The organism is Clostridium budayi, assembly GCF_055396605.1.
In genome coordinates this window covers 830328-847040 of sequence record NZ_AP042456.1, presented here as the reverse complement: position 1 = coordinate 847040, position 16713 = coordinate 830328, and the positions used below count along the sequence as shown (strand labels likewise).

General features: G+C 30.4%; 14 protein-coding genes. All 14 read right to left on the bottom strand.

Annotation, left to right across the window (positions count from 1 at the left end; all coding sequences use genetic code 11):
* Nucleotides 1-34: 34 nt before the first annotated feature.
* Nucleotides 35-1675, bottom strand: a complete 1641-nt coding sequence (hcp, locus tag ACZ5TJ_RS03880) for a hydroxylamine reductase (RefSeq protein ID WP_464202271.1) — start codon at nt 1673-1675, stop codon at nt 35-37.
* Nucleotides 1676-1839: 164 nt separating this feature from the next.
* Nucleotides 1840-3123, bottom strand: a complete 1284-nt coding sequence (locus tag ACZ5TJ_RS03875) for a PTS sugar transporter subunit IIC (RefSeq protein ID WP_464201441.1) — start codon at nt 3121-3123, stop codon at nt 1840-1842.
* Nucleotides 3124-3496: 373 nt separating this feature from the next.
* Nucleotides 3497-4330 (bottom strand): prephenate dehydrogenase, encoded by an 834-nt coding sequence (locus tag ACZ5TJ_RS03870; protein ID WP_464201440.1) that lies wholly within the window; start codon nt 4328-4330, stop codon nt 3497-3499.
* Between the two features lie 28 nt (nt 4331-4358).
* On the bottom strand, nt 4359-5372 hold the full coding sequence (gene aroF / locus ACZ5TJ_RS03865) for a 3-deoxy-7-phosphoheptulonate synthase (RefSeq protein WP_054199203.1): 1014 nt from the start codon (nt 5370-5372) through the stop codon (nt 4359-4361).
* 94 nt (nt 5373-5466) lie between these two features.
* Nucleotides 5467-5892 carry a type II 3-dehydroquinate dehydratase gene (gene aroQ, locus ACZ5TJ_RS03860; RefSeq protein WP_390480556.1) on the bottom strand — a complete coding sequence of 142 codons (426 nt, stop codon included), beginning with the start codon at nt 5890-5892 and terminating at the stop codon, nt 5467-5469.
* Between the two features lie 5 nt (nt 5893-5897).
* A complete protein-coding gene (locus tag ACZ5TJ_RS03855) occupies nt 5898-6410 on the bottom strand; it encodes a shikimate kinase (protein ID WP_464201437.1) in 513 nt (170 codons plus the stop codon).
* Nucleotides 6411-6436: 26 nt separating this feature from the next.
* Complete coding sequence (gene aroE, locus ACZ5TJ_RS03850; protein ID WP_464201435.1) at nt 6437-7240, bottom strand: shikimate dehydrogenase; 804 nt, start codon at nt 7238-7240, stop codon at nt 6437-6439.
* A complete protein-coding gene (locus tag ACZ5TJ_RS03845; RefSeq protein WP_464201434.1) occupies nt 7240-8379 on the bottom strand; it encodes a chorismate mutase in 1140 nt (379 codons plus the stop codon). Before ACZ5TJ_RS03845 ends, aroE begins: the two co-directional genes overlap by 1 nt.
* Nucleotides 8379-9461 (bottom strand): chorismate synthase, encoded by a 1083-nt coding sequence (aroC, locus tag ACZ5TJ_RS03840; protein ID WP_464202269.1) that lies wholly within the window; start codon nt 9459-9461, stop codon nt 8379-8381. Before aroC ends, ACZ5TJ_RS03845 begins: the two co-directional genes overlap by 1 nt.
* Entirely contained in the window at nt 9439-10725 is a 1287-nt protein-coding gene (gene aroA, locus ACZ5TJ_RS03835; RefSeq protein ID WP_464201432.1) for a 3-phosphoshikimate 1-carboxyvinyltransferase, read from the bottom strand. Before aroA ends, aroC begins: the two co-directional genes overlap by 23 nt.
* Before the next feature lie 15 nt (nt 10726-10740).
* Nucleotides 10741-11793: a 3-dehydroquinate synthase gene (gene aroB, locus ACZ5TJ_RS03830; protein WP_464201431.1), complete on the bottom strand. Its 1053-nt coding sequence runs from the start codon at nt 11791-11793 to the stop codon at nt 10741-10743.
* Between the two features lie 42 nt (nt 11794-11835).
* Nucleotides 11836-12849 (bottom strand): 3-deoxy-7-phosphoheptulonate synthase, encoded by a 1014-nt coding sequence (gene aroF / locus ACZ5TJ_RS03825; protein ID WP_464201430.1) that lies wholly within the window; start codon nt 12847-12849, stop codon nt 11836-11838.
* A 327-nt stretch (nt 12850-13176) separates the two neighbouring features.
* The gene (gene cls / locus ACZ5TJ_RS03820; protein ID WP_464201429.1) at nt 13177-14607 is read right to left on the bottom strand and encodes a cardiolipin synthase; all 1431 of its coding nucleotides are present in this window, start codon (nt 14605-14607) and stop codon (nt 13177-13179) included.
* Nucleotides 14608-14758: 151 nt separating this feature from the next.
* On the bottom strand, nt 14759-16696 hold the full coding sequence (locus tag ACZ5TJ_RS03815; RefSeq protein WP_464201427.1) for a DNRLRE domain-containing protein: 1938 nt from the start codon (nt 16694-16696) through the stop codon (nt 14759-14761).
* Between the last annotated feature and the right edge of the window lie 17 nt (nt 16697-16713).

Sequence of the window (16713 nt, the reverse complement as noted above, 5' to 3'; positions counted from 1 at the left end):
ATCTTTATAATCAAAGTTCATATTAACATACCTCCTAAACTTCTTGCTTAAGCATTGAATTTAAGTCATCATCTGGTGTGCTTATAGGTCTTAAATCAAAAGTATCAACTAAGTATTGAAGTACATTTGGACTTAAAAATGCAGGAAGTGTTGGACCTAAATATATTCCTTTTACACCTAATGATAATAAAGCTAAAAGGTCTGCAACAGCTTTTTGTTCATACCAAGATAATACTATAGAAAGTGGCAAGCCATTTACATCAGTATCAAAAGCATCTGCTAATGTAGTTGCTATTCTTACTGCTGAATAAGCATCATTACATTGACCTACATCTAATAATCTTGGAATTCCATTTATATCACCAAATTTTAGTTTGTTGAATCTATATTTTCCACAAGCTAAAGTTAATATAATACAATCACTTGGAACTTTTTCTGCAATTTCTGTATAATAGTTTCTTCCTGGTCTTGCACCATCACATCCTCCAATTAAGAAGAAATGTCTTATATCACCATTCTTAACGTAGTTAACTATATCTTCAGCGTGAGATAGTGTTGAATTTCTTGCAAATCCAACTATTATTTCTTTCTTTTCCTCATCTTCTTTAAATCCACCAAGTTCAATTGCCTGCTCTATTATTTCACTAAAATCTTTAGTTCCATCTTCTTTTGTATTTACGTGCTTAACACCGTCCCATCCAACAACATTAGTTGAATAAATTCTATCTTTATAACTTTCTCTAGGTCTCATTAAGCAATTTGTAGTCATTAATATGCATCCATTTATGTTATCAAATTCTTTTTGTTGATTTTGCCATGCGCTTCCAAAGTTACCTACAAGATGTTCATACTTATTAAGTTCTGGATAACCATGTGCTGGTAACATTTCTCCATGAGTATAAACATTAACCCCTGTTCCTTCTGTTTGTTCTAAAAGCATTTTTAAATCTTTTAAATCATGTCCTGATACGATAATAAATGGTCCCTTTCTTCTATTTACATTTACTTTTTGTGGCTTTGGATCTTTGTATGATTTAGTGTTAGCTTCATCTAACACTTTCATAACCATAACACTCATATCACCAGTTCTCATTGTCATTCTTATCATTTCTTCAACTGTTAAATCATCATTTGTTGTACATTCTAATGCAAGAAAATAAAAATTATCAACTTCATCAGAATTATAATTTAAAAATCTTGCTTGATGTCCATATGCACTAATCCCTTTAAGTCCATAAATTATTGTTTGTCTTAATGAACGAATGTCTGGATCTAAATCTTCATCATACATAATACCTGCAACTTCTGCATCTTTAAGCATATCTTCTTTTCTATCTTTTAGTCTATATGTAGCTTGTTCTTTTAATATTTCTTCTCCATAAAGTTCTCTAAGTTTATCCTTTATTTCTTGTGATTTTTTAAGGAGTTCAACGTGTACCTCCGCATCAAAGTTTACATTTGTTAAAGTTGTAAAAAGACTATCTTCAACAAACTTAACTACTTCTTTATCTATTGTTTCTTTTCTATCTAATAAAGCCTTTGCATAAATACTTATTCCTTTTAATTGATAAATAAGTAAATCTTGAAGTCCTGCGATTTCTGGGGTCTTACCGCATACCCCCATCTTAGTGCAACCTTTCCCACCAAAAGTTTGCTCACATTGATAACAAAACATTGAATTTTCCAAAATAAAAAACTCCCTTCTTAAAGTTAATATAAAATATTAAATATCTTACGATTATCTTTAGCTTAATGGATTATTTATATTCAAAAAATAGTTATGTCTTTAAATTTATATTATAAAAAAAGCCTTAGGATAAATTCCTAAGGCCTTTATTTTTAAACTCCTTCTGAGTCTAATTCTTGTTTTGTTGCCATTATTACAAATGGTAAGTAAATACATATTGAAACTACTAAACAGATTAATGCAGTAACTGCACCCATAATTGAGTTAGTTGAAATTGCAGCTCCTATAATTGGTGGAGTTGTCCAAGTTGCCATATAAGCTACTTTAGGAACAAATCCTATTGCTGTTAAGAAGTATGCAATTGAAGCTGATGCAAGTGGTGCTAATACAAATGGTACAAAGTAAATTGGATTTAATACAAGTGGCATACCATAGATCATTGGCTCATTTATGTTGAATAATCCTGGCGCTGTACTTAATTTAGTAATCATCATTTGTTGTTTACTTCTTCTACCTGCTATATATATAGCAATTATTAAAGCAATTGTTGTACCTGAACCACCTAGATTTACATATGAATCTAGGAATTGGCTATTAAAAATGTATTGTGGTGCTTGTCCTGATTTAGCTGATAGCATATTCATTTCAAGTAATGGTAGTAATACTGCATTTATTACTGGTGCTAATATATTTGAACCATGTAATCCGAAGAACCATAGTAATTGTTGAATTAAGATTAATACAATCATACCCCAGAAGCTACCTACAACCCCTTGAAGTGGACTTTGTATTGCATTATAAACTGAGTCAAATACGTTTGAAATTCCTACTGCTTGTAATATGAATTTAGCTGCAGCTGCTATTATTAATACTAAAATTGAAGGTATTAATGCTGCAAATGATCTTGCTACTGCAGGTGGCACTCCATCTGGCATTTTAACTACTAATTTAGGATTACCAATAAGTTTAACAAAGATTTCTGTAGCTATAAGTGCTACGATAATTGCTACGAATAATCCTTTTGCTCCCATAGCATCAGTTGAATAAGCAGATCCTGCATCGTTAGCTAAAGCTACTTGTGGATATAACATCATAAATGATGCTAATGAAACAACAGCTGCTGTTACTCCATCTTTATCATAACTCTTTGCTAAATGGAATGAGATAGTACAAACAACAAGGATAGACATAAATCCAAAGGAAACGTTCCAAATTGCTCCTCCAAAATCCTTCCAATTTGCTGGTAAAATACTATTCATAAAGTTTTGATAAGGTTCCCAACCTAAGTTATTTATTAATACTGCAAATGCTCCAGCCATAATTAGTGGCATAATAGTTACAAATCCATCACGAATAGCAACTAAATGTCTTTGAGCTCCAATTTTAGCTGCAACAGGTATAAAGTGTGCTTCCATCCAGTCCATAAATTTTTTCATTTGACTTTCCTCCTATGTTATCTATTTGCCAAATTACTTATAAACCATATCTTAAATATAATTCCTTATTTATAATTTCATTTATAAATAATATGGCATCTTTGGTTTATTATTTAATATTTATTTTTCTTACACTATTATCTATAGCAATTTGCATACCAAAACTATTTTTAATTTTATTTTTAGAAATTAACCTACTAATCGCTTGTCTAGGAGATATTTTTCAGCAAAATTTTACACACTTATATAATTGACTGTGTAAATTCATTACACACTTTTGCACTAATATATTTCTTTGTGTAAAAGTTGGTGAAACGTTTACTTAAGTTATAAAAAGGAATTCTAAAAGGTATTTACCTTTTAGAATTCCTTTTTATAACTGTTCTCTTCTATGCGTAGCTTTCTTAAAAAGTCCACATAATATATTTGTATCTTCATTTTCTATAGCTTTCTTAATCTTTAAGAGTTCCTCATTAAAGTCCCCTATTGCTTTTAATAAATTTTTCTTATTTCCTAGGAAAAGCTCGCTCCAAAGTTCTTCATTTATATTGGCTATACGAGTTAAATCCCTATAGCTATCACCAATAAATGATCCTGTGTCTCTACCCTCTTCATCACTATTAATAAGTGATACTGCAATAACGTGTGGCAATTGACTAGTAAAAGCTATCATCTCATCATGATATTTTGAACTTATTTTTTTAACTTTTTTAAACCCAAGTTTAAATGCTAAATTTTCAATAAGTTCTATATTCTCTTTTTTATTTATACTTATAGGGGTTATTATATAATTTGCCCCATTAAATACTTTATCATCTGCATAGTCTATCCCTTTTTTCTCTCTTCCTGCCATTGGATGTCCAAAAATAAAATCAACACCACTAGGAAGAATAGTAACTATGTCTTCAATAAACATTTCCTTAATTCCAGTTGCATCTGTAATTACAGAACCTTTTTTAAAGAATTCTTTATTTTCTTTTATGAAATCTAATATAAGCTTTGGATATATTGAAATTATAACTAAATCAGATGTCTTTAAAATTTCTTTTCCATCTAAATATCCTTCCTTTATAATTCCAATCTCCTTAGCTTTTTTAATTGTTTCTAAATCTTTATCTATACCATAAACATCAGTATAACCATTCTTTTTAAGCGCCATCCCGAAGGATCCACCTATAACCCCAAGACCAACAATTGTAATTCTCATACCCTTTTTATATTCCCCCTAAAATTTATTAAAGAGTTTTACCCTCAAACTCACATATTGCTTTAACTTTTTCCATAAGCTTATCAAAGCTTTCTTCTTTAATTGATTGTTGTCCGTCACTTAATGCATTCTTTGGATCATTATGAACTTCTATCATAAGTCCATCTGCACCTGCCATAATTGCAGCTTTAGCAAGTGGTTCTACTAAGTACCAATATCCTGCTGCGTGACTTGGATCTACAATAACTGGAAGATGACTTAGCTTTTTAACAACTGGAATTGCACTTAAATCTAAAGTGTTTCTTGTATAAGTTTCAAATGTTCTAATTCCTCTTTCACAAAGAATTACATTTTCATTTCCTCCAGCCATAATATATTCAGCTGACATAAGCCATTCTTCTATAGTTGCTGATAATCCTCTCTTTAAAAGAATAGGAGTTTTTGTTTTTCCGACTTGCTTTAAAAGGTCAAAGTTTTGCATGTTTCTTGCACCTATTTGAATAACATCAACATTTTCTACGAATTCATCGATGTAATCAGTTGACATAAGTTCTGTAACTATAGGTAATCCTGTTACTTCCTTTGCCTTCTTTAAAAGCTCTAAACCATCAAGTTCAAGTCCTTGGAAGCTATATGGAGAAGTTCTTGGTTTAAATGCTCCTCCTCTTAAGAAATTAGCTCCTGATTTTTTAACTGATTTAGCGATTTGAATAATTTGTTCTTCACTTTCGACAGAACAAGGGCCTGCCATTATTCCGATATGGCCTCCACCAATTTTGTTTCCTAAAACATCTACTATAGTATCACTTGGTTTAAATAATCTGTTAGCCTTTTTAAAAGGTTCCTCAACCTTAACTACTTTTGAAACTCCATCAAATCTTAGTAATTTATTCGAGTCTAATATTGAAGCATCTCCTACCACACCTATAATAATATGGGATTCTCCCATTGAAAGATGAGGTTTTAAACCTAATCCTTCTACAACTTGGCTAACTTTTCTTATTGCGTCCTCATTAGCCTTTGGATCCATTACAATAATCATAAAATATCCTCCAAAATATAATTTCTCTATTTGTTTTTTAACACCCACAATACTTCATATCCTACACTTATAACTCTTTAGTTTACTAATTTACTTATCCTAATAAAGCTTCCATAGCTAATACATATCCAAGCTCTCCAAAGCCTGAAATCTGTCCAATACAAGCTGGTGCTGTAACTGAAGTTTTTCTAAATTCCTCTCTAGAATGAATATTTGATAAATGTACTTCTACAGTTTTTATAGAAACTCCCTTTATTGCATCATGTATTGCATAGCTATAATGGGTATAAGCTCCTGGATTAATTATAATGCCATCAAAGTTTTCAAAATAAGCTCTTTGAATAGCATTTATTATTTCTCCTTCAATGTTACTTTGGAAAAAAGTAATATCTAAATTTCTTTTTTCCCCTTCCTCTTTAACATATTTTATAACCTCTTTAAAATCTTTAGTTCCATAAACTTCTTTTTCTCTTACACCAAGCATGTTTAAATTTGGTCCATTTATAACCATAATCTTCATATTACTTACTCCTTAATTTTACCCTTTAATTTAAATTTGGTTAAATCAATAGCGTCTCTTAAGAATCCTTCATTTAATACTTCTATATGACAAGAATTTTTATATTTATAAAATCTTTCATCATATAATTTATATAATCTCTCTTTCCCATTCTTAAGTAGTGGCCTTTTTGAAATATCAACATCTTCTAATATTTTTTCTGTTGGTCGGTTTATAAATACTATAATACCACTTTCTCTTAGTATTTCTATATTTATATCCCTTTTAACTACTCCACCACCAGTTGAAATTACACATCTCTTTTTAAGTGAAAGCTCTCTACATGCCTCTGTTTCAATGTTTCTAAATTCATCTTCTGATTTTTCAAATAGTTCTTTTATAGATTTTTTAGAAGTCTCTTCTATATAATCATCCATATCATAAAAATTATAATTAAGCTCTTTTGCAAGAATCTTTCCAATTGTTGTTTTACCTGAACCTGGCATACCTATTAATATAATTTTATCTCTCTTTTCCATACATATGTGCTCCTTAATTTTAAGAACTAAAATTTTTCACTAAGTTTATTATATATGTTTAGTATAACCTTTTTATCTATTCTTCTTTCTTGCCAAATTTCTTCTGCATATATCGCTTGAACTACAAGCATCATAAGTCCACCACATGTAACTTTATTAAGTTCTCTTCCATACTTTAAAAATTCTGTCTCTAAAGGATTATATACAATATCAACTACGCTATTAAAATTATTTATTATATCTTTTGAAACTGGTGATTCTAATGTATTAGGATACATACCAACAGGAGTTGTATTAATAATAACTTCTCCTTTTATGCTTTTAAGTTCATCATAAGTTATATACTTAACTTTATCGTTATATTTATTCTCTTTTTTGCTTCTACTTACTAATATAACTTCTTCTGCGCCTAAATCTAAAAGGCATGCAAGAACTGCCTTACTTGCTCCACCAGTTCCTAAGATAACTGCTTTTTTGTTCTTTACATTAATATTTTTATCTAGAAGCATATACTTAAAACCATAATAATCAGTATTATATCCTATAAGTTTACCATTTTTATTGAAAATTGTATTAACTGCCCCTATCTTTTTAGCTTCTTCTGATATTTCATCTAATCCTTCCATTATGACTTCCTTATATGGAATAGTTACATTAATTCCTCTAATACTTAAAACTCTTAACGCATCCCATATTTTATTTATATTATTTTTCTCTATTTCAAATAATTTATATGCACAATTTACATTAAGATATTTAAATACATCTTCATGTATCTCTGAAGATAAAGAATGTGATAACTTTTCTCCGATAAGTCCAAAAAACTCCATTACTTCACTTCCATTCTCTTTTTATACCAACCTAAAAGTCTAAAGTATTCACTACTATTTTTTATAAATTCTAGTGCTTTTTTCTCCCCTTCATTTTGAAGATTTCCTTCAAAATCAATATACAAGAAATACTTCCATCTTTCCCCTTTTGTTGGTCTTGACTGAATTCTTATCATATTTAAATCATATTCGCCAAAATGTTTTAAAAGCTTATAAAGAGTTCCCGGCTTATCCTCAAGTGAAAATACAATGCTTACCTTGTTAGCGTCTTTTTCCTTTAATAGTTCTTTCCCTATTATAATAAATCTTGTACAATTGTTTTTATTATTGCTAATATTTCTTTTTATTATTTTAAGATTATATATTTTAGATGCTCTCTCTCCAGCAATTGCAGCATTACTTGTATCATTTAATTCACTAACTAACTTTGCACTTGTTGCTGTATTATGAAACGGAATTAATTTAAAATCACTATAATTTTTTAAGAATTCACTACTTTGTATAAATCCTTGTGGATGAGAATATACATCTTTAATTGTTTCTAGAGTAGTATTTTCTGTTCCTAGAAGATGTTCTTCTATTTTAATACTCTCTTCTCCAACTATATAAAAACCATATTTAATTAAAAGATCGTGAACCTCATTTATTCCACCACTTGAAGAATTTTCAACAGGTAAAATTCCGTATTTAATTGTATCATTCTTTAAAGCTTTAAACACGTCTTCAAACTCTTCAAAAAATAATCTTTTATTATCACTTCCAAAATGTTTTAAAAGTGCCTCTTCACTGTATGAACCATTAACACCTTGGAATCCTAATATATCTTCTTTAGAAATATTAAGTTCTTTAATATCTTGATATGAACTTTCTCTATTTAATTTCCTACTTTGAAGTTCTCTTGAGACTTCCATTAAACTATTATAAAACTTTCTAATTTCTAAACTATAATCTTTATTTTTAAGTCTATTTATATTTTTTTCAATAACTACCTCTTCTCTTCCCTTATGAAAAATAGGTAAGTTATTTTCTTTTTTATACTCAGCTACTTTTAAGACTACATTCATTCTTTCTTCAAATAGCCTTGTTATTTCTTTATCTATATTATCAATTTCTTCTCTGTAGCCTTCTAAAGCATCCATTAAAATCTTCCTTTCAACAGTTCTAAAATCCCTATAGCAGAAACTGCTTCTATAACTGGAAGTGCCCTTTGAACTATGCAAGGATCATGTCTTCCTTCTATTTGAAGCTTACAATTCTTTTTCTCATTTATATCAACTGTATCTTGAACTTTTAATATTGAAGGAGTTGGTTTAATTACTACCCTAAATACTATTGGCATACCATTTGTTATACCACCTAATATTCCACCATTATTATTAGTTCTTGTTTTAACTTTTTCTCCTTCATAATAAAATTCATCATTACATTTAGAACCTCTAAGATTTGCCATATTGAACCCTTCACCAAATTCAACACCCTTAACTGCTGGAACTGAAAATAATAAATGTGATAAAGTTGATTCTACTGAATCAAAGAAAGGATTACCTATTCCAGGCATTGCATTTATTATTGCACATTCAATAATTCCACCAACTGAATCCCCTTCTTTTTTTGCATCTAATATTTCGTTTCTTATACTATCTTCTAAATCTTTATTTATTAATGGTAATTCTTCTTTTCTTAAAGAATCTATTAAACTATCGTCTATATTTACTTTATCAAAAAAGTCATCTTTAACATTTCCTATTTGCTTTATATGAGAGACTATTTTTATTCCATAGCTTTCTAGTATTTGCTTACATATTGCTCCACCAAATACAAGTGGTGCTGTAATTCTTCCTGAGAAATGTCCTCCACCTCTATAATCGTTAAAACCTTCGTATCTAATATTTCCTGTATAATCTGCATGACCAGGTCTCATTAAATCTTTTAACTTACTATAGTCTTTTGATCTTTTATCGCTATTTTTTATTATTCCACAAAGAGGTGTACCAGTAGTTTTTCCGTTAAATAATCCACTTATTATTTCTACATTATCTCCTTCTTTTCTAGCAGTAGATAATTTGTTTCTTCCTGGAGCTCTTCTTTCCATTTCAAAATTCACTTTTTCTAAATCTATTTGAAATCCTGATGGAAGTCCATCTATTGTAAGTCCTATAGCTGTTCCATGAGATTCACCAAAAATAGATATTTTTAAGTTATTCCCAAACATTCCACTCATCAAAATTTCCTCCTAGCATTTTAAAGTCTTCAAAAAAGTTTGGATAAGATTTGCTTACACATTCAAAATCTTTTAATATGATAGGTTCCTTGCAGCAAGTTGATGCAATTGCAAGCATCATAGCTATTCTATGGTCTTTATGACTCCAAACAGTAACTCCACCTTTAAAGTTACTAATACCTTCAATTATTAAAGAATCTTCTTTTTCTTCAATAATTCCTCCAAGCTTTGTAAGCTCTTCATTTATTGCATGTAACCTATCACATTCTTTTATTCTAAGCCTTTTGCAATTTATAATTTCAGTTCTTCCTTTAGCTAAACATGCAACTACTGAAAGTATTGGTATTATATCAGGACATCCTGAAGCATCTATAGTTGTTCCTACAAGTTCACTAGCACTTCCTATTAATGAATCTTTATCTCTTTTAAAATCAACGCCCATTCTTTCTAATATAGAAACAACCTCTTTATCTCCTTGAAGAGAATCTTCTTCTAAGTCATTACATTTAACTTCATTTGAAATAGCATCTGCACATAAGAAAAATGCCCCTTGAGAGTAGTCTCCACAGACTTTATATTCTCTTTTTTCATAGCTTTGATTACCTTTTATAATGAACTCTCTATAATCTTTGTTTTCAATATGAACTCCAAAATCTTTCATTGCACTAAGAGTTAAATCTAAATAACCCTTTGATTCTAGCTTTCCTTCAATTATTATTTTAGAATCGCCATTTAATAAAGGAAGTGATAGCATAAGACCTGTTATAAATTGAGAACTTACATCTCCTCTTACATAAAAAGTTCCAGGTGATAATGTTCCTTTTACATTTAAATCTAATTCAGATTCTTTATAAGAATATTCAATTCCTTGTTTTTCAAAAATATCATAATAAATTTGAAGTGGTCTTTTCCCTAGATTTCCTTTTCCTATAAATCTATTTTCTCCATCATATAGTGCTGCTATAGGAATGAGAAATCTAAGTGTTGAACCAGATTCATTACAATCTATTAATCTTTTTGACTTTCTTAAATCATCTGAAACTCCAATTATTTCAAGATGTTTATCAAAAATATTTATAGTTGCACCTAACTCTCTCATTGCATTTATTGTTGCAATTATATCATCTGATAAATCTATATTTTTAATAATACTTTTTCCTTTAGCTAAAGCTGCACATATAACTGCTCTGTGTGCCATACTTTTTGAAGGCGGAATATTAACTTCACCTTTAAGCTTTTTGTTATATATTTTTATACTTCCCATTCCTTCACCTCTTTTCTATTTAAAGAAATCAATTGTTGTATTATATATCTCTGCATTTCCGATTTCTTTCATTATAATTATCTTTAATGTACTTCCCATATTTTTCTTATCTAAAGCTACTATATTTATAATCTCTTCATTATCCTCTAATTTGACTTCATATGGCAACCCATAAGAAGTTAAAATACTTTTAATATTCTCTGAATAATCTATAGGAACTATTCCTTTTTCATAAGATAATTTAGCTATTAGATACATCCCTATAGCAACACATTCTCCATGTGTATAAGTTTTAAATCCATAAAAAGTTTCTATTGCATGACCTAAAGTATGACCAAAATTTAAAACCATTCTTTCACCAAGATCTTTTTCATCACGCTCTACAATTTCTCTTTTTATATCGCAACAAGTGTAGATTATATCTTCAATATGCTTCATTACTTCTTCTCTACCATTTAATGATTTTAGAAGATTATAAAGATTTTCATCTCTTATGAAACCATATTTTATTACTTCACCCATTCCATCTTTAAAGAATTTATCTTCTAATGAATTTAAAACATCTGGATCTATAAGAACACCTTTTGGTTGATAAAAGCTTCCAACTAAATTTTTACCCCTTTTTAAATCAACAGCAACTTTTCCTCCAACACTACTATCTACTTGTGCTAAAAGTGAAGTTGGTATTTGATAAAAAGATACACCTCTTAAAAATGTTGAAGCAACAAATCCACCAAGATCTCCTATAACTCCTCCACCTAAAGTTATAATTAAATCTTTTCTAGTTAATTTAAAATCTAAAAGTTTATTATATATTTCTTCTAATGAACTAAACGACTTACTTTCTTCTCCAGCTTTAATAGTCATTTTTTCTACTTTAAAGTTACTATCTTCTAATGACTTTTTCACAATACTTCCGTAATATTTATCAACATTATCGTCTGTTAATATAAATATTTTTTCGCCATTATAAACTCTTTTAATATAAGAAGCTACATCTTTTATACTTCCTTTTTCTATGTCTATATTATAGGATTTTTCTCCTAAATCTACTAAAAGTCTTTTCATATACTATACCGCCTCTTTAAAATCTATATTTATAACTATTAATTATAATACTCTACCTACTGCCTTTGCAATTGGTTTTAAATCTTCAATTAATTTATTATAAACATCTGGCTTTATTGATTGAGCTCCATCACATAATGCTTTCTCTGGATTATTATGAACTTCTATAATTAATCCATCTGCTCCAATTGCAATTGCAGCTTTAGATAATGGTTCTACCATCCACCACTTGCCAGTAGCATGGCTTGGATCAACTATTACCGGAAGATGGCTTAATTTCTTAATTGCTGGTATAGCACTTAAATCTAAAGTATTTCTAGTGTAAGTCTCAAATGTTCTAATACCTCTTTCACATAAAATTACATTTTCATTACCTTCAGCCATAATATACTCAGCACTCATTAAAAGCTCTTCAATTGTTGCAGATAAACCTCTCTTTAAAAGAATTGGTTTATTAATCTTTCCAAGCTCTTTTAAAAGATCAAAGTTTTGCATATTTCTAGCACCAACTTGTATAATATCAACATCTTCATTAAAGCGTTCAACATCATATGGTGACATTATCTCTGTTACTATTGGAAGTCCAGTATTTTTTCTTGCAAGTTTTAAAAGATCTAAACCATTATATTTAAGTCCTTGGAAACTGTATGGAGAAGTTCTTGGTTTAAATGCACCACCTCTTAAAAATTGTGCCCCAGAATTTTTTACGCTTTCAGCAACTTCAAGTATTTGTTCTTCATTTTCTACAGAACAAGGACCTGCTATCATTGCTATCTTTTCTCCACCAATTTTTATTCCATTTACATCTATAATGCTTGGATCTGGATGGAACATTCTATTAGCTTTTTTAAAAGGCTCTTGTACATGCATAACCCTTTCAACATTTGGATTAGCTTCAATCTGTGTTGGATCTAATGACCTTGTATCCCCAACAAGTCCAAGTATGCTCATATCTTTTCCTATAACAGGATTAACAGACACACCTTTACTCTCTAACTCCCTAGTTAAATTCTTGATTTCTTCTTCTTTTACTTTCGGTTTTAAAATTACTATCATTTATAAGCCCCCTCTAAAAATTTTATTAATTTACAAAAAAAGAACCCAATTTACCCTGAGTTCTACTTTCTTTTGTTCATTAATAATTTCTTATTTTTAATTATTTTATTAATAAAGTTTTTATAAATTGCCCCAAAACTAATTAACAAAATTAATTTTACTTATTATACCACATTTTTAATTATTTGGCTTTATTTTTAATAAATTTATTTTATTATACTCATTTTTATTAATATTAAGAAATTTAATATTACAAAATATATGTTTTTATAAATTGAAAAAGATATAACTTTAAACTTCATTAATTAAAGTTATATCTTAAGTATTCTATAATATTGGTGATACAAGTCTTACTAATGACTCTGCTATACGCACTCTCTTAGGTCTAGATTCAAACATTGCCTTCGTTACCTCTACTGAATCTTTTAAGTCATTCATAAAGTCATCTTCGCATTCTTTAGCCTTTTCTTCATCAAATATAAAAGCATTAACTTCAAAGTTTAAACTAAAGCTTCTAATATCCATATTTGCTGTACCAATTGATACAACTGAACCATCTACTACAATTGTTTTTGAATGAATAAAGCCTTTTCTATAGTAATAAACTTTAACTCCTGCTGAAAATAAATCACATAAATAAGAGTCTGCTGCCCATTTCATAAACTTATGATCCGGTTTTCCAGGCACTAATATTCTAACATCTACTCCAGATAAAGCTGCTATTCTAATTGCTTCAAGAACTGGAGCATCAGGTACAAAATATGGTGATGTTATATATACATTTTTCTTTGCATTATTAATTAGTTTAATATATGCATTTTTAATATATTCTTCATTATGGTCAGGACCACTTGTTACTATTTGTACACCAACATCCCCGCCTCTATACTCTTTCTTTGGTAAGAATATTCCAAAATCATTAAGTTCTTCTTTAGCTGCATAGCACCAATCTAAAAGGAATCTTTCATTTAAATCATTAACAGCCATACCTCTTATTCTAATATGAGTATCTCTCCAAAAACCTATCTTTTTATCTAAGTTTACATACTCATCTCCTACATTAAATCCTCCAACATATCCAACATTTCCATCAATTACAACTATCTTTCTATGATTTCTAAAGTTTATACGTGTATTTATATGAGGCAATAATCCAGGGAAAAATATTGCAAATCTTCCCCCAAGTTCTAAATACCTTTTTAGTTTCTTTTTAGTTACAGTATAAGAACCCATACTATCAACTAAAAGTCTAACTTCAACGCCTTCTTCAAGTTTTTTCTCTAAAGCCTCTACAATCTTTTTTCCTATACGATCTTTTCTGAATATGTAATACTCTATATGAATATATTCTTTTGCATTTTTAATATCTTCTAAAAGTTTTTTAAACTTGTCTTCTCCATTTATGAAAATATCAACATCATTTCCAACTGTATATCTTGCACCACAATTGTTATAATTCATTCTTCTTAAATCTTTAAATTGTTCTCCGCCATCATGACCACTACTATCACCTGAAATTTTATTTAGCTCTTTCTTTTTGTTTACATCATTAATCCTTTTTTCTTTAAATAATTTTTGTCTACTAAAATTCTGCCCTATTAAAATATAAATTATAAATCCTATACCAGGTAATAATATGAATATTAAAAGCCAAGCCCAAGTTGTTGTAGGGTCTTTTCTTTCTATAAATATTATAGAAAAAGCACATGCTAAATTTAAAATTATTAATAAAACACCTAATGTTATTACTATACCCATAATCTTCTCCTGTCTAAAATTTAATTTCTTCTAAGTTAATATTATAATTATATCCCCTTTTAAAAACTCTATCAACAAATACAAAATTAATTTAATTAACATACTATAAATATTAATATAAGACATGAAATAAATCATGTCTTATATTATCCTATGATAATTTAACTATTGTCACTCTTGTTAAACAGAACGTTGCCTGACACTTGCTTCCATTTACAAGTTCTATTTCTAGTTCATCATCACAGCTATTAAATACTATGGCTGTACTTGCTAGATTAATTAAGCTTCCACATTTTAATATTTCACTAGCAGCTATGCTATACATTATTCCATTTACTCTTAGTTCTAATTGAACTATTCCTACCTTTTCTAGGCTTGCTGATGCTGAGAAATTAATTAAATAGTAACCTTCTTCATCTAATACTATAATTTTTGATCCTTCAGTATGACAAATTGCATTCTCACTTAAAACTAAATTTTCTTTAAATGGTATAGCTTCATTTGATCTCACACATTCACATTTTTCAGACACTATATATGCACACTCATTACATGCCGATTCTCCTGGATCTCCTTTAGGTCCTCTTGGTCCAACTTCCCCTCTTGGTCCAACTGGTCCTCTTGGTCCTTGTTCTCCTCTTTCGCCTTGTGGTCCCTCTGGCCCCTCAGGTCCTTCTGGTCCTTCTGGCCCCATAGGCCCCATTGGTCCTCTTTCACCTTGTGGTCCTTCTGGTCCTTCTGGACCCTCTAATCCTCTTGGTCCTTCTGGTCCTTCAAGTCCCATTGGACCCATTAATCCCATTTCTCCCTGTGGTCCTTCTGGTCCTTGTGGTCCCATTGGTCCTTCTGGTCCTGCTTCTCCTTGAAATCCTCTTGGCCCTATAGGTCCCTCTGGTCCCATTAAACCCATTGGTCCTTCTGGGCCAGTTGCTCCAGTTTCACCTTTTGGCCCTTGCGGTCCTTGTATTCCTCGTGGTCCTTCTGGTCCAATTGGTCCACACGGCCCTTCTAGTCCCATAAATCCTCTCGGTCCTCTTGGTCCTTGTATTCCCATTTGACCTGGATCTCCTTTAGGACCCTGCTCTCCAGGATCTCCTTTCTCTCCTCTTGGACCCCTTTCTCCTATAGGACCTTGTGGCCCTTCTGGTCCCTCTGGCCCTTCTAGTCCCATAATTCCTTGTATACCAGGAGGTCCTTGAATTCCTGTTGGTCCAACCGGTCCTTCTGGTCCCATTAACCCTCTAGGTCCTATAGGTCCAATTTCTCCTGCCATTCCATCAAAACCTCTTGGACCCATTTCTCCTCTTGGACCCTCTGGTCCTTCTGGTCCTTCTTTTCCTCTCGGTCCTTCAACACCTTGTAATCCTCTAGGTCCAACTGGCCCCATAAGTCCTTCTGGTCCTTCTGGTCCACATGGTCCTTCTGGTCCCATTAATCCTCTTGGTCCTTCTGGTCCCCTTGGTCCCTCTGGTCCTTCCGGTCCAACTGGACCACATGGTCCCATTTCTCCTCTTGGACCTTCTGGTCCTCTCGGTCCTGGAGGTCCCTCAATAGATGGACTACAACTATCAATATAACAAACTTTTAAAGTTATATTATTTTCCCCTCTTGAAGATGAAAATGTGATGCTTCCAACACTTTCTTCTGATACAGCTAACGTTATACCATTATTTTCTATCTGATTGTTAGAGAAATTCCTTATTAAATCTGTTACATCAATAGACACATATCTTCCTTCACAGGATTTTGGTATAAAAATATTTTTTTTATTCGGCTTTACAAAAGGTGCTGTATTATAAGTTACATAATCTTGATAAAACAAATCTAAATTATATAATAAATCAATACATATTCCTTTCTCATCACGAGGTATATTAATCTCTTCAATATATATTCTAATTTCAGCATCCGTAACTTTACAGTTACAAGTAGACATTGGCAAATCAAATTTAATTAATGTATTTACCACGTCTTCATAACAATCAATATCCCTACTTACTACAAGACAATATTCTTTACTGTAATTTTCATTTGGATATTTAGACATAACAAAAGTATCTCCAGTACTATAAACACTTTCGCAGCTCAAAAAAATCACCACCCTTA